Below are 21,176 nucleotides of genomic sequence, written 5' to 3'. Positions count from 1 at the left end.
GAAACTGACCTAGACTTGGGGCACTACGAGCGGTTCACCGACACTTCCATGTCGCGTCTGAACAGCGTCACCACGGGCTCAATTTACCAAGCGGTGCTCAACAAAGAGCGGCGGGGTGATTACCAAGGGGGCACAGTGCAGGTGATCCCCCACATTACCAATGAGATCAAGGAACGCATCCTGCGCGTGGCCCAAAATACCAACCCCGATGTGGTGATCACAGAAATTGGGGGCACCGTGGGCGATATTGAATCCCTACCCTTTTTGGAAGCCATTCGCCAATTCCGCAAAGCCGTAGGACGCAGCCAGGTGCTCTATATGCACGTCACGCTGATTCCCTGGATCTCAGCGGCGGGGGAGATGAAAACTAAGCCCACCCAGCACTCGGTAAAGGAACTGCGTTCTATTGGTATTCAGCCCGATATCTTGGTCTGCCGCAGCGATCGCCCCCTACAGCCCGGCATCAAGTCTAAACTATCAGAATTTTGCGATGTGCCAGAAGCCTGCGTGATCACCTCCCAGGATGCCGATAGCATCTACGAGGTACCCCTCACTTTAGAACAGGAAGGTTTGGCCCACCAAGTGCTGGATCTGCTGCGTCTAGACCAACGTCCCCCCGATCTCGACCATTGGCGTACCCTGGTAGAACGTCTCTACCGTCCCGGTCATCCGCTGGAAATTGCCATCGTCGGCAAGTATGTGCGGCTCAATGATGCCTATCTTTCCGTGGCCGAGGCCCTGCGCCATGCAGCGATCGCCAGTGGAGCTAGCCTCGACGTCCGCTGGATTAATTCGGAAGATCTGGATGGGCAAAGTGTAGAACATCTCCTCCAAGGCGTCGGCGGCATCATTGTTCCCGGTGGCTTTGGCAATCGAGGCATTGAGGGTAAGGTAGCGGCCATTCGCTATGCCCGCGAGCACAACATTCCCTTCCTAGGGCTCTGCTTAGGTATGCAGTGCTCCGTGATTGAATGGGCTCAGCATGTGGCTGGGCTGGAAGACGCCAACAGTGCCGAATTTACCCCGACCTGTAAAAATCCCGTGATCAACCTCTTGCCAGAACAGCAAGATGTAGTTGACCTAGGCGGCACCATGCGTTTGGGGCTCTATGCCTGCCGCATTGCCCCCAACACCCTGGCGGAGCGGCTCTATGGCGCAGAGGTGGTCTATGAGCGCCACCGCCACCGCTATGAATTCAACAACGCCTACCGCACGCTGCTGTTGGAAACCGGCTATGCAGTCAGTGGCACCTCGCCGGATGGACGGCTGGTGGAAATTATCGAGCTGCCAGGTCACCCTTTCTTTATCGCTAGCCAGTTCCACCCAGAGTTCCAGTCTCGACCTAACCGCCCCCATCCCTTGTTTATGGGACTCGTGCAGTCAGCAATCGCCTTTACCCAACCCCAAGGCGCGATCGCCCCTGCTGACCTACAGCCCACCCTCAGCGAAAGCTAAGCTGCTGCTAACGGGCAAGGAACGGGAATCCTACGCCACCTCCGGCAGCCACACCACTAAGACGGTGCCATGGGGAGCTAGGGGCAGCAGAGGAGACTGATCGCCTTGGGGGTGCCATGCCGAAAGAGGGCTGTAGACCTCTAGCTTGCCCCCCATCTGGGTGATCAGCTCCCGAGCGATCGCCAGACCCAGCCCCGTGCCAGGAATACCCGTGTGGGCCTGGACACCGCGATAGTGGCGTTCAAAAATATGCTCTAAATCCTCAGGGGGAATGCCTGGCCCCGTGTCCGCAATGGTTACGGCCTGAAGAATGCCGGTGGGGGTTTCTTGGCGATCGCCCACCCATACCCACACCTGTTCTTGAGCTGGCGTATATTTCAGGGCATTATCCAGGAGGTTATTCAGCACCTCCCGCAAAGCTTGGCGATCGGCCAGGACGGCAGGCAGATCATCAGCTAGTTCCACATTGAGCTGAATCTGTCGATCTTGGGCAATCGCGCCAGAGCTGGGTAACAGAGGCGCTAACACATCGGTCATAGCACAACCCTCTAGGACGAGCTGCTGCCCGGTGAGGGCGTTCTGAATGGGCACACGGGCGGGTTCTAGCTGCCCTGCGGCCAGCCAGGGGCCCGTCGAGTCATCCGCATCATTCCAATCGAACGTTTGCCCCAGATCCATCACCTGGTCAAACTGTTCTAGCAACTCCTCCAATCGCTGGCTTTCCTGGACAATACTGTTGGCCAAACTGCGGTTTTTATCCTCCGGCAGCAGCCTACGCCAGAGCAGCTTGCCAAAAGTACGCATAGCCGTGAGCGGATTACGAAACTGGTGCAGCAGGTTGCCCAACATCTCCCGCTGCTGGATCTGGATCTGGCGCTGACGCTGGAACTGCTGAGTCATCCACTGGGACCGCTGATCCAGCAGGCGAGCGATCGCTAAGGTTTGAGCAATATGCTCGACTTGGGTGCGTTCTGCCGGCTTCCAAGGGCGATCGCCCCGAGCCACCACCAGCGCCCCACATACCACATTGTTGTGTCCTAGGGGCAAAATAACCTGGTGAGAAGGCTGTTTTAAGGGCTCAGGGGTCGGTAGGTCGCCATCGTTCATCGTCGAGCCTAACCGCAGAACGGAGCGATCGCTCCTGCCATCCTCTCCATCTCGGGACGGCAGAGCCAACCGGGGCGGATCCCCCGACTCATAGCCACCCTCAGTCAACCAGGTGAGTAGGCGCTCCGCCGACCAACCACGCACAGCCTCGGGCATCGCCACAATGGGTCGGAGATTGGCAATGGCATTGTCTGCCACGTCCTCGGTGAGATAGACCACGCTGAGGGTTGCCCCCAAGCCTTGGCGAATCAGGGCCATTTGGGTCTCACACAACCTCACATATTCGTCGCTTGCCGAGATCACCATTCACAATCCCTAACCCTTAGGACAGGAGCCAGACCCGTCTGCATCGCTGAGCGATTGCTCCTACAAAAATCCTAGCGCGCAGCCCAATACACCACCACCTCATCTCTTTTTTCTACCTAAAAGCTGATGACACGGGCACAAAACTACGCAGGCATACCCAGTTACTTAACAGTTCGTTACTTAAATTCAGTGGGGGTGCGATCGCACAGAACGGTTGATAAGTCTAGATAGCTTAGGATGCTGAATAAAAGAAATGTGTAAAACCTTTAAATAAAGTTGAAATTTTAAACTCAAGTCGATATACTTTGCACGGTTTTTCTATTTTGTAGTGACGATTACACCTGTCGATCGAAAGAGGAGGTAGAAAGCTTGGCCAGAAGACGCAAGCGCAAGAGCCGTCGTCGCCAGGAGGGACGGAGAATTCTAGATTTAGTGCCCCAGTATAGCATTGAAAGCGGCGAGGACAAACCTGTTACGGCTGCTCGCAAGTTTATTCAGTCTGAAGGCATTTTGCCCCCAGCATTGCTGTTGGTAAAGCGAAATGAACACACCACCGATCGGTACTTTTGGGCTGAGAAAGGTTTATTTGGGGCTCAGTACGTCGAAGAAAACCATTTTCTGTTCCCTAGCCTGCGCGATCCTGAAGATGAGGAGGAGATCCCTGCCATGGTCGGGCATGGGTAGTCCAGATTGCTGGTCTCCACTAGGTTTTGCATTCGCCTCCCCCCTAATGGCGTGCGTAGATCAGCCCATGTAGACCGTCGTTTAGGTTTCTACGAGGTCATTCAGAAATCCTAGCTGTTGGTGTGACGGAGCACGTTAGGCATTTCCGGGTTTAACCACCGCACCTCCCTGAATCAAGCGACATCGACCACAGCAATGCCCCGCCCTTTGAGTGTGGACTATCCATTCTGTGAAGTCCTAGGACTGCCTGCCCTAACCGTCTTGCTTTTGTTATGAAGCCTGTCGGCTCAAGGATCAGGAACGTCTATGATGTAAAACCAAATCCTGCTGCTAATCGCACCTAACGTTCTCAACAGCCTAGGTGCGATTTTGCATAGGTGAGCTTTATTCCATGAACCTGAGCTTGGGATAAGCTGAAAGCCTCATTCTCTCGTGGGCTGAGATCTTGCTTCTTTCATCCAACAAGCTGAACTATGCTCTTAACCCGAACTGACGTTACGAGACGGTGCGTTACGGCTTCGTCTAACAGCACCCTACAATACGAACGTTCTCAGGCTGCGACTCGTTCAGCCTGAATGGTATCGGTCACCCAAGCACTCAGGGTTTCTGGAGCCATGACGCTCGGACACTCACCTTGTGTAGGGAATCATTAAGGAGATGTTTGCCCACAAAAAATTAACGTTAAGCTGAGCCTAGGCGATGCCGTTATCCCTTCAATCGTTACAAATGCATCTAACTCGTCGGCATCCTAAAACAGCGTTCTGAGCCGTGGATAGTAACCACCTCACCCTATTTTGATTTCTGTAGCCATGCATGTTTCCCATCGCCACACGCCTCCCGAACTAGAAACGCAGACTCGGATTCTGAATGCTGCTCAGCGGCTATTTGCCCGACGCGGCTACGATGGCACCACCACTCGCGATCTGGCCCAAGCGGCGGGGGTAGCAGAAGGCACCCTATTTCGCCATTTTGAAAACAAAAAAGCAATTTTAGTCGAAGTAGCCACTCGGGGCTGGGTCGATATTCTAACCGATCTACTCACCGAACTCAGCGAGATGGGCAGCTATAAAGCGATCGCCCAAGTGATGCGGCGGCGAATGCTGCACATGCATGAAAACGCCGATATTCTGCGGGTGTGCTTCATGGAAGCACAGTTTCACCCGGATTTGCGAGAGCGCATCCAAACCGACGTGATTGAAAAAATGACCGACGTTGCCGAGGCCTTTTTTCAAACTGCCATGGAACGCGGCACCTATCGCCCTATGAATCCTCGCATTGTGGCTCAGGTCTTCCTGGGGATGTTCACCGTTGCCGGGTTCAGTCAAGATAGCGTCATGAAAAATGGCTCGTCTCCCGCCGCCATGAAAGAAATGGCCGAGGGCATTGCCGATATTTTTCTCAATGGTGTTCTGGCTCCCAGCGATGCTCAGTAACGCCCTGCCGATCTCTCCCCCCAGCCTCCGCCTGCGCTAGCATAGGCACCAGAAGCCTTCTCGTCTGCACCATGCCAGCTATTGATACATCTTCTGGGCGATCGCCCCTGACCTTGTCCCATCATCTCAAGCAGCGTCGCCAGCGCCTTGCCGATCAGCTCGATCAGCCCGTGGTGCTCTGGTCTGGGCAGCGGATGTCCCGCAACTTTCCGGCCAATAGTTATCCCTTTCGGGCCAGCAGCCACTTTCTTTATTTTGCTGGCCAGTCTATCGAAAAGGCAGCGATTCACCTCGATGGTGGACGACTCACGCTGTTTCTAGACGATCCGGCCCCCAGCGCTGCCCTGTGGCACGGCCCCACCCCCAGCCGAGACCAGTGGGCAGAGGCGATCGCTGCCGATGCCGCCTATCCCTACAGCCAGCTTGCCGACGTTCTAGACGGCGCGCTCACCCTGCCGGTGCAAGACCCCAGGACCCAGCACCAGCAACACCAGATCCTCCAGCGATCCTTCTCCCCCACGGGAGCCGATGCCGACTTGGTGCAAGCGATCGTCAGCCTGCGCTTACAGCATGATGATGCGGCCCTAGCTGAACTAGAGCAAGCCGCCCAGGTGACGGTGCAGGCCCACCAAGCTGGTCTGCGGGCCACCGCCAGCACTGAAGCTCAGGTGCGGGCCGCCATGGAACAGGTGATTGTGGCGGCCAACATGACCTGTGCCTACAACAGCATTGTGACGGTGCATGGGGAAGTGTTGCACAACGAGGTCTACCACCACCCTCTGCAGCCGGGAGACCTGCTGCTCGCCGACGTGGGAGCTGAGACAGCGGGGGGCTGGGCGGCAGACATTACCCGTACCTGGCCTGTATCGGGCACCTTTTCTAGCAGCCAGCGATCGCTCTATGAGGTGGTGCTAGCTGCCCATGATGCCTGTATTGCCGCGATCCAGCCCGAGGTAGAGTATCGTTCGATTCACTTGTTGGGAGCAGCGACCCTCGCCGCCGGTCTAGTCGATCTAGGTATCCTGCACGGTGCAGTGGAAGACCTTGTCGATCAGGATGTGCATGCGCTCTTCTTCCCCCACGGCATCGGTCACCTGCTAGGACTCGATGTGCATGACATGGAAGACCTAGGAGATTTAGCCGGCTATGCCCCCGGCCGCCAGCGCAGCGATCGCTTTGGCTTGGGCTATCTACGGCTGGATCGACCCCTCTTGCCGGGCATGGTAGTGACCATTGAGCCAGGTTTCTATCAGGTGCCGGCCCTGTTGAACGATCCAGACAGGCGATCGCGTTATGCGTCCTGGGTGAACTGGGAGCGATTAGCCCATTTTGCTGATGTGCGCGGTATTCGCATTGAAGATGACGTGCTGGTGACTGATCAAGGCCATCGCGTCCTGACAGCCGACCTACCCACCTCAGTCGCCGACCTGGAAGACTGGATGGCGGGTTGATCCCCCAAAGGATCCCCAATGAAGATCCCCCAGAGGATCTTCCAAGACTAGCCAACCAGCCGACAATCTAGAAGCCCTATGATAGGCTTAGCCTGATCTCCACCGGCGATCGCTGGTCTGGGGAGAGCATCGCCGGTTCCGATCCTTACACTGCCGTTTGACCCCCATGGCCCGCCGACCCCAACCATCCCAGGTTCCTCGCCGCCGTCCGGCCGCTGCACAGGAGCGGCGATCGCGGCCCAAGCCTGCCTATCTCACCCTGCCAGAATATCCCTGCTGTCGCCTCCCCAACCAGCCGCCCCAGTATCCTTACTGTCCCTTGCCCGACGTAGCTCCTCGACCGCAGCCTCCCCGTCGGCGCTTTTCTTGGCGATCCCTAGGGCTGAATGTCTTAGTCTTATTGTTGCTGGCCGGCATGGTGGCCAGCGTTGGGGGTGGTCTATGGCTAGCGGTTGCCCTGATGTTCAATCCAGACTCGGTGACCTCACGGGACTGGCTGAGGCGATGGCTGCCAGAATCGGGCATGAATACCCACTCTCCTCAATCGGTGGCTGACATTGATGCGGATCTGCGCCAAGGCGATCGCTTCCTAGGCACGCCCTTAATGCTGCCAGCGGCCGATGGAGAGCCTGCACCCTGGCTGGTGCCGGTCACCATTCCCCTTCCCCACTGTCAAAACCAAGGGAACCTGACCCTGACAGACTTAGGAGAGTCAGCGCTCCTGACCCGCGCCTGGCCCGATATCAATCGCTTGTCGCCCGACTGTCAACAGGTGGTTGAGTTGCGGCTCTACCGATCCCTGCCCACCCCTCCGGGACAATCGCCTCGGTATGAGCTGCTGGATCAACTCTCCCTAGGCGGCACGCCGGAATTTCGAGTCGCGGAATTCTATCGCCACTCGGCCCGCAGTACGGGATCCAATACAGCACTGCCCTTCACCCAAGTCGAGTTTTTAGGCAACCGTCCCTTGGAGCCGACGGAAACAGTTTGGTTAACCGTACATGGCGCTTGGTCGCGGGGCAGCAACCAAGCTCATCATGGGCAGGTGATTCAATACCTCCCCGATCGCCAACAGTTGCAGACGTCTGTTTCTTGGGTGAGCCCTGAGATGAATCAACCTGAATGGCAGGATATTACCGGGGACGGCCAAGCTGAATTGGTGGTGAACAAAACCGTGGGCTTGGAGCCAGCCTTTGAGGTGTTCCGTCTCTTGCCGGGGCCCCAACTGCAAGCCGTTTCACTTCTAGACACCGCCTCCGACCATCCCGCCTACGAAAAGGCGATCGCCCTCGCCCAGGCCAAACTTTGGTCGCCGGCCTTAAACCAAATGCGGGTGGCTCAAGCCGCAGAATCATCCCAAGGCACCTGGTCTGATGCCGCCCAGATCCAGCTTGAGGTGATCGATCTCCATGCCCAAGCTGCCCAGGCCCAGGCCAATCGAGTCTGGTCGAATGCGGGACAACAGTTAACCGCCCATCTAATCGACGGACAGTGGGCGATCGCCCTAGAGTTTTTGGATCAACAGGTAGCCGATCAGCGTTCTGATTTGCGACAGGCTCTAGCCGCCGGGGCGCTGTGGCAGCGGATTAATGCCGCCCTGCGCATTACCCCCGAAGATAACGATCTCCAGGTTTGGGCGGCTTTAACCCTAGCCGTACGCCGCGATCGCACGGCTGCTGTGACCTGGTGGCGCAGCCAAACCACCACCGAGCCTGTGGCTGCACCCGTTACTCCCGCCATGCTGCAAACCCTAGAAGCAGCTTTACCAACCGATCTGCGTCAGCGCCTCGATGCTCTCGATCGCCCCGCTCCCACCATCACCCCTGCCGCTCCCGCCACCACACCTGCACCCGCTGCACCGCCATCGGTGCCCCCTCGCCCCCAGCCCCAGTCATTGTTGGGTATAGCCCGTCCCATAGTTCCGTCGGAATGGGGCAGTGCCGTCCAGCGCTCTACGGGCGGTCAGACCTATGAAGTCGAGATCACTGCGATCCAGGCTGATCAGCAATGGCAGCGATCGCCCCTACGTTTCCTCGACCTAGCCTCCGAGCAATGGCGCAGCCAGCTCGGTCTCCAAACCACCCAATCTCTGCAGCTCCTGCACTGGAACAGCCCCACTTCCCTCAACAGCTTGTTTCAACCACCCCAAACCAGTAGCGCCCAAGTGCTGGATGCCGCCGTGAGGGGCGATCGCCTCCTGGCCCTCATCGAGGGTAGCGGATCGTCTCGCACCTATGCCCTAGCAACCACGGCCCGCCTGCGTCCAGCTTCGGCTGAGATCTTGACTTGGAGCCAAGTGCAGCAAACTCCCCAAGACAGCGATCGCCTACGGCAGGCACTGCAAACTCTCCTGCAGCAGGAAGGCTGGAGTGGGAATGGAGACAGCCTAGATAGCGTTCTTAGCCAGGGAGCGATCGCTCGGGTGACCCTAGATGACCAAACCACCGCCATGGTCTTGCGCTTGACGGCTAGCACCGTTAGCACCCTCCAGCCGCCGCTGGCGGTGCCGGCCACCTATACACTCATGGTGTCTGAGACAGGTGTGTTGCTCTATGACGAAGTCAGCGGCAAAACCCAAGACATGGTGGTGGCGATCGCCCAGTTGGATGACGGTTCCCCAGTACTCGTGATTGACACCGGCCGTGACTATCAACTCCGCTTCTGGAACACCGAGTTTTTTAACTAATGTTAAGTTTTAAGGAGTCGTCCTCGACGGCCCTAGATGGGATAGCGCCGTCAGGCGATGGTTCACCTTCGTTACCTTCGACATGATGCAATATCGGCGTTTTGGACGGACAAACCTGCAAATTCCGGTGTTTTCCTGTGGCGGGATGCGCTACCAGCATTCCTGGAAAGACGTGCCCGCGTTCACCATTCCCCGCGATCGCCAAGACAACCTAGAAGCCACGATTCGGCGATCGCTAGAGGTGGGTATTCATCACATCGAAACTGCTCGGGGCTACGGCACTTCAGAAATCCAGCTTGGACGCATTCTGCCCACGTTTCCGCGCCAGGATTTAATCGTACAAACCAAGGTATCGCCCACCAAGGATCCCAAAGAGTTTCGCCGCACCGTGGAAACGTCGTTGGCTAACCTCAAGCTCGATCATGTAGATCTGCTGGGTCTGCATGGCATCAATACCGCCGAGTTGTTAGACCACAGCATTCGTCCTGGCGGCTGCCTAGAGGTCGCCCAGCAGCTTCAGCGCGAAGGCAAGGTACGCTTCATCGGTTTCTCAACCCATGCTCCCCTGCCGGTGATCCTCACAGCGATCGAGACAGGACAGTTCGACTACGTCAACCTGCATTGGTACTACATCAATCAGTTCAACTGGCCGGCTATTGAAGCCGCGACCCGCCATGACATGGGCGTTTTTATCATTAGCCCCTCCAATAAAGGCGGCAATCTCTACAGTCCTCCCCAGAAGCTGGTGGATCTCTGCCAACCCCTGAGTCCGATGGTCTTCAACGATCTCTTCTGCCTCAATCATCCCCAAGTGCATACCCTCAGCATTGGCGCTGCCCGCCCAGGCGATTTTGATGAACACCTGAAAACCTTGGACTACCTGCACCGTGCCGATGAGGTGCTGCCCCCCATTCTGGAGCGATTGGAACAAGAAGCGATCGCTCAACTCGGAGAATCCTGGTATCGCACCTGGCACGAGGGGTTACCCGATCCAAGTGAAACCCCCGGCGGCATCAATATTCCCGTAATCCTCTGGCTGCGCAACCTAGCGATCGCCTACGACATGGTGGAGTATGGGCAAATGCGCTATAACCTCCTGGGCAACGGTGGGCATTGGTTTCCCGGTGCCAGAGCGGAACAGGTTGATCGCTTGGATCTGCGAACATGCCTAGCCAACAGCCACCATGCCGATCGCATTCCTGACGCCCTCAAAGATGCCCATCGACGCCTAGGCGGCAAAACCGTCCAGCGGCTTTCCCAGAGTTAAAACCAGCCCTGAAGCTCTCGCTCTATCCCGTTTTCCGATATACTACTGAACTTAATCCGTCAGGATGAAACCAGGGCGATCGCTGGCCGTGGCGTTCGATATCGCGATGACTTCAGCAGCCTATAGGGACATAGTTGCAGTCGTCGTAGTAGCCGTGTAGTAGCCGTAGTTGTGGGGTAAGCATTACCCACCCTACTAGCTCATCTCTCCAGATTCTCCAGTCGTACCCAACAGTAGTACCCAATTATGATGAACGGTCTCGGTTCCTTGCGTCGAGGTGGGCGATCGCTCACTCAGTTGATTGGATTATTCTGTCTGTGCCTGTTTCTCACCGTAAGCTGCGGGGGCGGCTCGTCTTCCACTGACTCCGCCGCCACTGACAGCAGCGCTAACGGACGCCTCACCCTAGGCACGACCCTCACAGTACGCACGGTGGATCCAGCCGATACCTACGAAATTTTTCCCGGCATCTTGCTCTACAATTTGGGCGATCGCCTCTATACCTACGAGCCAGGCACCACTGACCTCGTACCCCAACTGGCCACCGAGATGCCCCAAATCAGCGACGATGGGCTCACCTACACCATTCCGCTGCGCGACGACGTTACCTTTCACGACGGCAGCCCCTTCAATGCCGAGGCCATGGTCTTTTCCATCCAGCGGTTTATGGAGAATGGCGGTCGCCCTGCCTACCTGCTGTCCGATAAAATTGCCTCTGTGGAAGCCAGCGGCGACTACGAAATCACCATTCAACTCTCGGCCCCCTTTGCCGGCTTTCCCTCCCTCCTAGCCTTTTCCGGCGTGACGCCCGTACCCCCCAGCGCCTACGAAATTGGCCCCGGCTCCTTCCAGCCCACCTCCTTCATCGGTACCGGCCCCTACAAGCTCAGCCAGATAGGAGCCGACCTAGTGCGCCTTGACGTGAATGAAGACTACTGGGGCGAGGCACCGGCCAATAACGGGTTAGACATTCAGATTTTCTCCAGCCCTGCCAACTTGTTCAACGCCTTTAGAACCAACACCGTTGATATTGCTTACCAAACCCTGGATCCTGATCAAATCAGCAGCTTGGTGCGCGAGGCAGAAACCAACAACTGGCAGGTGGAAGAGGCGGGCAGCACCGTGATCAACTATCTGGTGCTCAACCAGAAGATGGAGCCCTACGATAATCTGGATGTGAGAAAAGCGATCGCCTCCTTGATTGACCGGCCCCTATTGAACGAACGGGTTTTCCAAGGGCAGGCAGAACCGCTCTACAGCATTTTGCCCACCAGCTTCTCGGAATATGAGCCCGTGTTTCAAGAAGCCTATGGCGATGGTGATGCTGAGAAGGCCAAAGCCTTTCTAGAATCTGCTGGATTTTCTGAGAGCAATCCCTTGCCGCTAGAAATTTGGTACATTTCTACTTCCACCACCGACGGCTTGGCCGCCAGCACCCTAGAGGCGTCGATTGAACAACAGGTGCCCGGTCTGGTGGACGTAACCCTCCAGGGCGTAGAATCTGCCACCGCATTTGAAAATCTCGGGGATGGCATCTATCCCACCTTTATCCTCAACTGGTACCCTGATTTCTACGACGTCGATACCTTCATTCATCCCTTCCTCCACTGTGATGAAGGTTCGCCAGAAACCGGCTGCACCTCAGGACAAACCCAGGCAGGTGGTTCGTTCTACTACAGCGATCGCGTCATTGACTTGGTCAATCAGCAGCGCCTAGAGTCGGATGTAGAAGCTCGCCGGGCTATTATCGCCGAGCTACAACAGAGTCTGGTTGAGGATGTCCCCTACGTGCCGCTGTGGCAGAAAAAGGACTATGCCTTCAGCCAGCCTAATGTGGATGGATTTTCCATTCAGCCCACGCAGCAGGTGCTATTCTGGCAACTTAGTAAGTCTTAGGAAGAGACAATGTCCCGCTCTAGCGCCCTACGATACTACGTTCTATCTCGGTTGCTCTTAGCGCCCCTGATGCTGTGGACGGTGATCACCATTGTGTTTTTGCTGCTGCGGGTCAGCGGCAATCCCGTTGATGCCACCCTCGGCCCCCGTGCGCCAGAGAGCGCCAAGGAAGCACTGCGGATAGAGCTGGGCCTAGATGCGCCCCTGTGGCTGCAATATGTGCGATATCTGGGTGCTTTGCTCCAGCTTGATCTGGGCACTTCTATTGTCAATCGGGGGCAAACCGTTTGGCAGATCATCCGCGACTATTTTCCCGCCACGGTGGAGCTAACGCTGTTGAGTATGCTGGTGTCGGTGGTGGTCGGGGTGGCGATCGGATCCCTGGCTGCCTCCCGGCCCAACACGGCGGTCGATGCCGGAGGGCGACTGTTTGGCATCATCACCTATGCTGTGCCCATGTACTGGTTTGGCATGGTGCTACAGCTCATTTTCGGCGTGTGGCTGGGCTGGTTTCCCACCAGCTTGCGCTATACCCCCGGTCTCAGCCCTGACCCTGGCTTCACGGGGCTTTACGTCGTCGATAGTCTATTCCAAGGACGGTTTGACCAACTGGGCATCGCCCTACATCACCTAGCCCTGCCTAGTCTGACCCTAGGCATTTTGCTCAGCGGCATTTTTGAACGCATGGTGCGAATTAACCTCAAGCAAACCCTGCGGTCAGACTACGTGGAAGCGGCGCGGGCCAGGGGCATTCCCGAATATCGGGTTGTGCTCATCCATGCCCTGCGCAATGCCTTAATTCCCGTGGTCACGGTCTTGGGATTAACCATTGCCTCCCTGCTGGGGGGAGCTATTCTCACCGAGGCCACCTTTTCCTGGCCAGGACTAGCCTTCCGGTTGTACGAGGCGATCCGGATGCGCGATTACCCGGTTGTACAAGGAATCATGGTATTTTTTGGAGCCATTGTGGCGATCGCCAGCATTGCGATTGATATTCTCAACGCCTACATCGATCCACGCATCCGCTATTAGCGATCGCCCCCTCCATGCATCAGGATCGTTTTCCTTTGTGGCTATCTGATCCCACTGCCGGAAATCAGCGCTATCCTATGGGGGACGTTGGGTGACTACCCAGTTGTATTATCAGCCCTAGACTTTTTTGGGACACCGGGATGTCGATCATGAAAAAACTGCCATTGCCTTCATTACTGTCAACCGGTTGGTTTGCAGGGGCGGTCGCCCTGACCTTATTCGGGGCCAGTTGCGCATCCGAGACTCCCACGGCTAGCGAAAGCACGGTGCCTGTTCCCCCTGCGCCCACCGAACTACCTCTGCAAGAGAATGGTGTGGATCCCCTGCCGACACCAGGCGTTACGGATCCGGAGCTAGTTGACAGCGAAGCTGCAGCCGACGCGCCCCTGCCCGTTCCCACCCTCATTCCTCCTACAACCTCCGCTGGACAAGTGGCCCGCATCCAATCGGGACGCAGCAATCCCTTTGCGCCCCTAGAGCCCCACAGCGTTGTGATTAGCCGGCCAGCGTCCCCCGCCCCAAGGGAACAGCCAGCCACGATCGCCGCTACCCTGCCACCACCCCAAACCATTAGCACCGTGCCGGTCGAGCCTACACCCATGCCCGTGGTGCAGCCCGGTGAGCCAACCCTCAGTGATGCGATCGCGGCGGCTCCCGGCACCTCTGTAGCACCCACAACGCCCTCGGCGCGACTTGCTGACCTGATCGAGATTACCGGCGTCGTAGAAGTGGGCGGTCAGGTGAGCATTATTCTGCGAGCGCCCAATGAACACACGAGTCGCTATGTACGGGTAGGCGACTATCTAGCCAACGGTCAGGTCTTGGTCAAGCGGGTGGATATGCAAGCCGGGGGTGAGCCTCTGGTGATTTTGGAGCAGGATGGTGTTGAAGTGCCCCGTTATGTGGGCAGTGGTGCTGCCTAGGTTGTTGCCTGGGTCATATCAGCGCTCTGTTACCAAGGATTAATAAGGTCAGCAGAAACCAGGGCGATCGCGATAAGCTTTTGACTATGGGCAGCTGATCCTCAACTAGTCCTCAATGGCGAGGGCAAGGTTTCTTGCTGTACCATGGTCAGCGTTCTTGTGATTTCTCATCATCCTTGCGAGATGCGCCTATGACGGAGTCTAGCCCCAACCGCAGCATCAACCCCTTTGCAGCTCCCCAGCGGGACAATAAGCTGCCCTATAGCCTTACCGATCAAGGCAGTTATCTATGTCCGGCCTGTCGCCATGGGCAAATTCAGCAAATGGTGTTGATGGATGCCTTTGCCTGCAATTTCTGCCGTCATATCTTCACCGCCAATGTGACCGAGCAAACCCTACATATGGCAGATAGTTCCCAGGCCATGGCTTGGAAATGGAACGGTCGACGCTGGCAGTCTATCTACCCTCAAGGGGCTACCCTCAGCCCAATTGTGTGGATCATTAGCCTGATCGTTGTCATCATGCCTTCGTTGCTTGTCTGGCTGTCGTCCTATATTTTCCCACCCCTAGCCGGCAGTCGTTGGTCTTGGTTTCCCATTCTATGGGCAGGAATGACCCTGGCGTTTCATCTGATGATGGTAGGATGGCTTGTCGCTGAATACTATCAGCTACCGCTGTATGTATCCAGCAAAATTAAGCTGCGCCAGGCGGGTGAATTTCTCACCCGAATGCATCTCTAGGCTGCATCTCTAACAAGCTTTTACTGCAGCACTTCTTCTAGTTTGTGTTGCTCCCATAGTTTCAGATAAAGCCCACCCTGCTGTAACAAGTCAGCATGGGTACCGGATTGCAGAATAGTCCCCCGATCCATCACCAAGATGCGATCGGCTAGGGCTGCCGCTGACATTTGATGAGAGATAAAGATAACCGTCTTGCGCCGAGTCCCTTCAGATAGATTTTGCAGAACTTGAGTGGCAGTTTGGTTATCTACGCTAGAGAGGGAGTCATCTAAAATTAAAATTGGCGCATCGACCAACAGGGCACGGGCTAGGGCTGTACGCTGACGCTGCCCTCCAGATAGGGTAATACCTCGCTCACCCACCAACGTCTTGTATTGCTGAGGAAAGTTCAAAATCTCGGGATGGATTTGCGCTGTTTTCGCCGCATACTCAACGTCCATCTCTTCACTCAGAGGATCGCCGTAGCGGATATTGTTGGTAATGCTAGTGCCAAATAGAAAACTATCCTGGGGAACGTAGGCGATCGCTCTCCGTAGATCAGCGAGCTGCAGATGGGTAATATCCTGGCCATCCAGAAAAAGCTGATCGTTAGAAATATCCAATAGCCGAGGTAATGCACTGGCCAAGGTAGACTTACCTGAGCCAATCGGCCCAACGATCGCCACGGTTTCCCCTGGCTCAATCACAAAATTGACATCCTGCAGGGCCGGTACCAGCGTATCGGGGTAGGCATAGCTGAGGTGTCGAGCTTCAATTCGCCCCTGCACATGGTTGACATCCAGGGCGATCGCTCCTGGTTCGGTATAGATCTTGGGCGTTGAGGTGAGGATATATTCAACGCGATCGATACTCACCTCTCCCCGCTGATAGGCCGTAATGGTGAAGCCTAGAATAGCCGTGGGGAAGACAAGACGCTCAACGTAGAGTAAGAGAGCAATGAAGTCACCAATGCTGAGCAAGCCGCTTTCAATTGCCCCTGACCCTGCCCAGAGCACCATTAACAGGCTAATGCTAGCCAATCCTCCGAGCATGGGGAATAAAATATTGCGGGTTTTAGCCAGCTTTAAGTTGGCACCCAGTAGCCGCTGGTTGAGCTGATGAAAGGCTCGACGTTCATTGTCTTCTTGCCCATAGATCTTAATCAGGGCCATGCCGTTCATGTCTTCCTGAATCAACTCGCTGATCCGTGACGTTTCTTCTTGAACATCCCGCTGCTCATCCCGCAGGCGATCGCTAAATAAATGCACGATCAAAAACAGGATGGGATAAACCGCGATCGCTAATAGCGTAATTTTCCAGCTAATCGCCAACATAAACGGCAGCGTTAGCGCATAGGCAAATATCGTATTAGCTAAACTCAATACCGCAAAGCCCACCAAGCGTCGGATATTATCAACGTCACTAGTGGAACGGCTGATTAGATCACCGGCTGGATTTCGAGAAAAATAGCTCGGTTCTAGGGTGAGTAGATGATCGAAAATGCGCTGCTTGAGATCAAATTCCACCTGCCGACCCACGCCAAACAGGGTGATGCGCGACACCATCCGCACCCCCCACATGACGGTGGCTAGCACGAGCGTGAGGACTGCATAAAAGACGACGCGATCGAAACTAAAGGTGACTTGTAGTTCATCAATGCCATTTTTAATGAGTTGGGGAATATAGGCCCCAATCGCATTGACGATGAATAATGCTCCAACCCCTACGGCTGATTTCTGCCAATAGGGACGTAGATAGGCACCAAGTTGTCTGAGTTTTGAAGTTGCCATACCAGGGGGAAATTAGTCCAGCGGAGAAAGGGGGTCCGATTGTTCCATCCTAAACGAGGGGCGTAGAACTGCCCAGAAGCCAGACGAATCGGGACAAAAAAACCTACCGAGCTGGGTAGGTCAATCTAGGAATCAGAGAGGAAGCCTAGCTTCCCCTCGTCCAGTTATCGGTGACTAACGGATATATTCCTTCAAGACGCTGTTGCGATTGGGATGGCGGAGCTTCCGCAGAGCCTTCGCTTCAATTTGGCGAATGCGCTCCCGAGTTACGTTGAAGATTTGACCGATTTCCTCTAGGGTCTTCATCCGTCCATCATCCAACCCATAGCGGAGGCGCAACACATCGCGCTCCCGAGGGCTGAGGGTACCCAAAACACCCTCTAGATCTTCCCGCAGGAGACTCTTGGAGACTTGATCCTCTGGGGTTTCCCCATCAGACTCAATGAAGTCGCCCAGACGTGAGTCTTCTTCCTTACCAATGGGTGTTTCTAAGGAGATGGGAAGCTGAGCAGATTTGGCAATAAACCGCAGCTTCTCGATGGTCATTTCCATGCGAGTGGCGATCTCTTCCTCTGTTGGCTTGCGTCCCATTTCTTGAGACAGCAGCTTGGTGGTTTTCTTTATGCGAGAAATGGTCTCGTATAGGTGAACAGGAAGACGGATGGTTCTCGATTGATCGGCGATCGCCCGCGTGATGGCCTGCCGGATCCACCAGGTGGCATAGGTCGAGAATTTGTATCCCTTTTCGTGATCAAATTTCTCAGCGGCCCGAATCAACCCTAAGCTACCTTCTTGGATCAGATCCTGAAATGATAGGCCTCGGTTCATATATTTCTTGGCGATCGACACCACAAGCCGTAGGTTCGATTGCACCATTTTGTCCTTGGCACGTCGCCCAAGGTGCAGCCGCTGCCGGAACTTGGGAAGTTCCATGTCTACAGCCTTGGCCCATTCGTGATCGGCTGGCTCACGGGCAAGGTCGTCCATCAGCTTCTCGCGGATGCGCTCTAGCTCCAACAGATCAGCAATCTTCCGTGCCAACTCAATTTCTTCATCAGCCCGCAGTAGGCGAATTCGTCCAATTTCTTGCAAATACAGCCGAATCGAGTCTTCGGTGTAGTGCTTTTTCTTAGACTGGGTACGACGACGAGTGGTTTTGCCTTTGGCAACCTTCGCATCTTCCTCATCTTCTATTGGTTCGTCATACATGCCATCGCTTTCTTGCTCTCCACCCAGTAGGAGATCTAGCTCATTGGCTGGCTGTTCAATCGTTTCAAGTACGTTGTTAGCCTGAGTCATGCCGTGCTCCTCATGCTCCTTAAATCAAAACTATCAGCGTCAATTCTGAACGTAAATCACTTATCGTCAATTAAAAATCATGCATTTCACTGGACTGACCCATGGGCCAGACTCAGATCGAGGCGATCGCCTCTCTTTGCGCCAACAGAGTCTATATCGTTATCCGCTCTTGCATTCTCAATGCCACGATCGATGGCAGTGGCTGAGGTGTAGACCATTATAAAGTCGGCCAGTTCACGCTTCAGGAACACGGACTAAACCGATTCTAGCGCTGCCGACGCTCTATGGCCGTTAACCTCACCCACCAGCGTAGCAAATCTAATCATGAAAATTGCTTTTCCGAGCGGGAAGACTATGCAAACTATCGAAACAGACTAGGGTTGAGCGCGATGCGATCGCCGACATGATGAATGCCGACGTCTATCACGCAATCTCAACATCCATGGGGATCCCATCTGCTTGAAGGGAGTTGACTTGATGAGTGACGACGGGATGACAGGTAGACTTCACAATCTCCCAATCTAGCTTGCCCCAAATCAGATATTGGAGCTAGATGGAAGGGCGGGTATTACCCATGAAGACTGTTCAGGAATGGTCTCTCCACCTTAGCGACCCACAGGGCAGAAGCGTTGCATCAAGTCTATGATTTTATTCAGCCATATTGCCGATCTTTATATCCCCTTTCTATGGAAGTTGCCTCTGTCAATCCGCATGATCGCGTAATCTAGGATCGTTGTAGCGAATGGCGATCGCCCATGCTGTCTTCGATCGAGCGGTTTGATGGCTCTCCACCCAAGGAACAAAGTGCTCTCCCCTGATGTTTTGACCTCCATCATGAAAAATGGACAACCCCCGCAAGGTTTGTCCATAACTTTAGATTTAGATTCGCTGCAGATGTAGATGTACTGCAGGTCAAAAGGCGATCGCACTAGGCCTCAATACCGGATTGACAGACAAGTCTTTTCCCTTGTCTCCGAGTCCCTTCTCCCACTCTGGGGCGCCATAAGGTTGCAGATACTTTCAAAACCCCTCTCTTGCTCTTGGCTACTGTGTATACACATCTCGGCCCTCACCCCCTCAGGTTCCCTCTCCAAAACATGGGCAAGAGGAAGAATAGATAAGGCTTTCCGGCTCCCCTTCTCCCAGGGCGGGAGAAGGGGCTGGAGGATGAGGGGAAAGCCTGAACAGCAAAGGTTTCAGGACTTATGTATACACAGTAGCCTGCTCTGGGAAAGGGGTTTGGGGTGAGGGTGTTCAGTTTTGTTCGTCAACCAGCCTCGACGCTTATTGACTCATTTGATTGTTTGGATTGCGCGGCTGCCCTCCCCCCCCTGAGCAGGATCCATCCCGGTAACGATCTCGACGCTGCCCTTGATGATTGCCCATGCGATCGTGCATCATCGTGCGCAATTCATCCCGTTGAGCATCCGTGAGGATAGTGGACGCCTGATCATGGGCTGACCACATAATGGATCGAAGCTGATCCCGCTGGTCGGCATCTAAATCAAGATCGCGAAGGACGCCAAAAACTTCACCGCTATCAAATGCTGTGCTCAGTTGTGTTTGTTGATCAGGCGTGAGCACGGCTTCAACTTGGGTGCGCACTTGAGAGCGAAGTGCCTCAATATCAGCTTGCTGCTCCGCAGATAGATCTAACTGCTCTACAATCTCAGTATGATAGGGACTCAGGAGTCCTGGGCCACCCCCATGTCCTAGTCCGCCACCCAGGCCACCCCCCGAACGCTGAGCGATCGCCGCCGTGCCCCCTAGCCCGACCACACCAATTAAACTAGCAATTATCCATACTTTGGGACGAATCATCATCTTTCTCCAAGTTCATATACGATTGAGAACCCCAACTTTGTCTAGCTGAGATACCTTGATCTTAAAAACTCCACTAGCAGACCGTCGTCCGTCCAACGTCACGATCACAGTAGGAAAAAAGTCATAGGTTCTAGCGGCAAAACTACGCTACACCTGAGATTAACGATCGGTCAGAACGGTGTGCCCTGATCGATCTAGCATGAGGTTCCTTGAAAGAAGATCCAGTGGTCTGCACCTAGGAGTCTCCTTGCCTACCCTCAGCTAAGCTGCCTTAATCTCAGATGTCGCAAGCCATTCACCTCCGCAATCATCCGTTCCGCTTTTTGTTGTTCCTAGAGTGGGGATTAGTGGCGATCGCCCTCTTGAGTCAACTAGCTCCATCCCATGGCCCTGGCCATAGTCACGGATCACCGTCTCTCCTGGGTTTAGTTAGCACCTTGATAATTGGCCTAATGGGGATTCGCTTGCCCGCCCGTCCTTGGGCAAAAATTGCCTATACTGCCCTTGAATTTGGTCTGATCCTGCTTACACCCAGCATGAGTTTCCATCGAATGCGGCTATTTCCACTGCTCTACCTGGTGGTGATCATCCGCAGTTGTTTGATGTTTTCCATCCAAGGACGGTTGATAGTCAGTGGTCTGACCTACGGGTTATTTGCAGCCCTGTTGCATCTGCGTTTGGGACAACTGGATTTACCGTTGCGGGGGCAAGAACGGATTCGTGGTTTGCTGGGCACGGCATCTCTGACGATCATGGTGCTCTTTGCCCTGGTGCTGCTCTTTGTCTTGCTGATGGTGAATGCTCTCTTGGCCGAGCGCCACAGTCGAGAACAGTTGGTGCTTGCCAATCAACGCCTGCGAGACTATGCCCTGCAGGTGGAAGATCTAGCCATGACCCAGGAACGCAATCGCATCGCTCGGGATATCCACGACTCCCTAGGACATTCCCTCACCGCTCTAAATATTCAGCTCGAAGGAGCCATTAAGCTCTGGCAGCGCGATCCGCCCCAAGCCCAACAGTTCCTACAGGAGGCCAAGCGCCTCGGTTCCACCAGCCTGCAGGATGTGCGTCAATCGGTGGCATCTATTCGTCGCGATCCCTTAGCTCAGCAGTCGTTGGAAGAGGCGATCGCCGCTCTGCTCAAAACAACGCAGCAAACAATAGGCATTCAACCCACCTTCCACATACAGCTTGACGCGCCTATTCCTGCACCTGTTCAGACCGTCCTGTATCGCATCGCTCAAGAAGCACTGACCAATGTGTGGAAACATGCTCAAGCCACTGCGATCGCCCTAAATCTCCGC

15 protein-coding genes are annotated in these 21,176 nt (G+C 55.1%); 11 read left to right on the top strand and 4 right to left on the bottom strand.

The genetic code is table 11. The features are described 5' to 3' along the window. A partial coding sequence (locus tag V6D20_12745) for a CTP synthase (GenBank protein HEY9816649.1) occupies positions 1–1,455 on the top strand: 1,455 nt, incomplete at its 5' end. 30 nt (positions 1,456–1,485) lie between these two features. Here V6D20_12745 and V6D20_12740 read toward each other — a convergent pair. Beyond that, positions 1,486–2,868, bottom strand: coding sequence for a HAMP domain-containing sensor histidine kinase (locus tag V6D20_12740; GenBank protein ID HEY9816648.1), 1,383 nt, complete (start codon positions 2,866–2,868; stop codon positions 1,486–1,488). A gap of 369 nt (positions 2,869–3,237) precedes the next feature. Here V6D20_12740 and V6D20_12735 point away from each other — a divergent pair, with 369 nt between their 5' ends. The 9 genes from V6D20_12735 to V6D20_12695 all read left to right on the top strand — a co-directional run bounded on the left by V6D20_12735 (position 3,238) and on the right by V6D20_12695 (position 14,980). Further along, complete coding sequence (locus V6D20_12735) at positions 3,238–3,552, top strand: DUF3155 domain-containing protein (GenBank protein HEY9816647.1); 315 nt, start codon at positions 3,238–3,240, stop codon at positions 3,550–3,552. A gap of 809 nt (positions 3,553–4,361) precedes the next feature. Further along, a complete protein-coding gene (locus V6D20_12730) occupies positions 4,362–4,985 on the top strand; it encodes a TetR/AcrR family transcriptional regulator (protein ID HEY9816646.1) in 624 nt (207 codons plus the stop codon). 71 nt (positions 4,986–5,056) lie between these two features. Continuing rightward, positions 5,057–6,436, top strand: coding sequence for an aminopeptidase P family protein (locus V6D20_12725; GenBank protein HEY9816645.1), 1,380 nt, complete (start codon positions 5,057–5,059; stop codon positions 6,434–6,436). Positions 6,437–6,602: 166 nt separating this feature from the next. Further along, positions 6,603–9,122 (top strand): hypothetical protein, encoded by a 2,520-nt coding sequence (locus tag V6D20_12720; GenBank protein HEY9816644.1) that lies wholly within the window; start codon positions 6,603–6,605, stop codon positions 9,120–9,122. A gap of 82 nt (positions 9,123–9,204) precedes the next feature. Next, complete coding sequence (locus V6D20_12715; GenBank protein HEY9816643.1) at positions 9,205–10,389, top strand: aldo/keto reductase; 1,185 nt, start codon at positions 9,205–9,207, stop codon at positions 10,387–10,389. 246 nt (positions 10,390–10,635) lie between these two features. Further along, a complete protein-coding gene (locus V6D20_12710) occupies positions 10,636–12,285 on the top strand; it encodes an ABC transporter substrate-binding protein (protein ID HEY9816642.1) in 1,650 nt (549 codons plus the stop codon). A 9-nt stretch (positions 12,286–12,294) separates the two neighbouring features. Beyond that, on the top strand, positions 12,295–13,317 hold the full coding sequence (locus V6D20_12705) for an ABC transporter permease (protein ID HEY9816641.1): 1,023 nt from the start codon (positions 12,295–12,297) through the stop codon (positions 13,315–13,317). Between the two features lie 149 nt (positions 13,318–13,466). Beyond that, positions 13,467–14,240: a hypothetical protein gene (locus tag V6D20_12700; GenBank protein ID HEY9816640.1), complete on the top strand. Its 774-nt coding sequence runs from the start codon at positions 13,467–13,469 to the stop codon at positions 14,238–14,240. A gap of 191 nt (positions 14,241–14,431) precedes the next feature. After that, positions 14,432–14,980 (top strand): hypothetical protein, encoded by a 549-nt coding sequence (locus V6D20_12695; protein HEY9816639.1) that lies wholly within the window; start codon positions 14,432–14,434, stop codon positions 14,978–14,980. A gap of 20 nt (positions 14,981–15,000) precedes the next feature. Here the strand turns inward: V6D20_12695 and V6D20_12690 are convergent, their stop codons facing one another. The 3 genes from V6D20_12690 to V6D20_12680 form a co-directional block, all read right to left on the bottom strand. After that, complete coding sequence (locus V6D20_12690; protein HEY9816638.1) at positions 15,001–16,749, bottom strand: ABC transporter ATP-binding protein; 1,749 nt, start codon at positions 16,747–16,749, stop codon at positions 15,001–15,003. A gap of 174 nt (positions 16,750–16,923) precedes the next feature. Beyond that, a complete protein-coding gene (rpoD, locus tag V6D20_12685; GenBank protein HEY9816637.1) occupies positions 16,924–18,048 on the bottom strand; it encodes an RNA polymerase sigma factor RpoD in 1,125 nt (374 codons plus the stop codon). A 1,284-nt stretch (positions 18,049–19,332) separates the two neighbouring features. After that, the gene (locus V6D20_12680) at positions 19,333–19,872 is read right to left on the bottom strand and encodes a hypothetical protein (protein HEY9816636.1); all 540 of its coding nucleotides are present in this window, start codon (positions 19,870–19,872) and stop codon (positions 19,333–19,335) included. 281 nt (positions 19,873–20,153) lie between these two features. Between V6D20_12680 and V6D20_12675 the strand changes: the two genes are divergently transcribed. After that, positions 20,154–21,176: histidine kinase (locus V6D20_12675; protein ID HEY9816635.1), on the top strand; the 1,023-nt coding region annotated here is incomplete at its 3' end.

The sequence above is a fragment of the Candidatus Obscuribacterales bacterium genome, assembly GCA_036703605.1.
Lineage (GTDB): Bacteria > Cyanobacteriota > Cyanobacteriia > RECH01 > RECH01 > RECH01.
The sequence above is the reverse complement of the archived record's forward strand: the minus strand, read 5'-3'. Positions and strand labels throughout refer to the sequence as shown.

Bases quoted from the DNA above. Each gene is read 5' to 3' on its own strand.
- V6D20_12740 (HEY9816648.1), bottom strand. From the start codon at position 2,868: ATGGTGATCTCGGCAAGCGACGAATATGTGAGGTTGTGTGAGACCCAA.
- V6D20_12730 (HEY9816646.1), top strand. From the start codon at position 4,362: ATGCATGTTTCCCATCGCCACACGCCTCCCGAACTAGAAACGCAGACT.
- V6D20_12725 (HEY9816645.1), top strand. From the start codon at position 5,057: ATGCCAGCTATTGATACATCTTCTGGGCGATCGCCCCTGACCTTGTCC.
- V6D20_12720 (HEY9816644.1), top strand. From the start codon at position 6,603: ATGGCCCGCCGACCCCAACCATCCCAGGTTCCTCGCCGCCGTCCGGCC.
- V6D20_12715 (HEY9816643.1), top strand. From the start codon at position 9,205: ATGATGCAATATCGGCGTTTTGGACGGACAAACCTGCAAATTCCGGTG.
- V6D20_12710 (HEY9816642.1), top strand. From the start codon at position 10,636: ATGATGAACGGTCTCGGTTCCTTGCGTCGAGGTGGGCGATCGCTCACT.
- V6D20_12705 (HEY9816641.1), top strand. From the start codon at position 12,295: ATGTCCCGCTCTAGCGCCCTACGATACTACGTTCTATCTCGGTTGCTC.
- V6D20_12700 (HEY9816640.1), top strand. From the start codon at position 13,467: ATGAAAAAACTGCCATTGCCTTCATTACTGTCAACCGGTTGGTTTGCA.
- V6D20_12695 (HEY9816639.1), top strand. From the start codon at position 14,432: ATGACGGAGTCTAGCCCCAACCGCAGCATCAACCCCTTTGCAGCTCCC.
- V6D20_12690 (HEY9816638.1), bottom strand. From the start codon at position 16,749: ATGGCAACTTCAAAACTCAGACAACTTGGTGCCTATCTACGTCCCTAT.
- rpoD (HEY9816637.1), bottom strand. From the start codon at position 18,048: ATGACTCAGGCTAACAACGTACTTGAAACGATTGAACAGCCAGCCAAT.
- V6D20_12680 (HEY9816636.1), bottom strand. From the start codon at position 19,872: ATGATGATTCGTCCCAAAGTATGGATAATTGCTAGTTTAATTGGTGTG.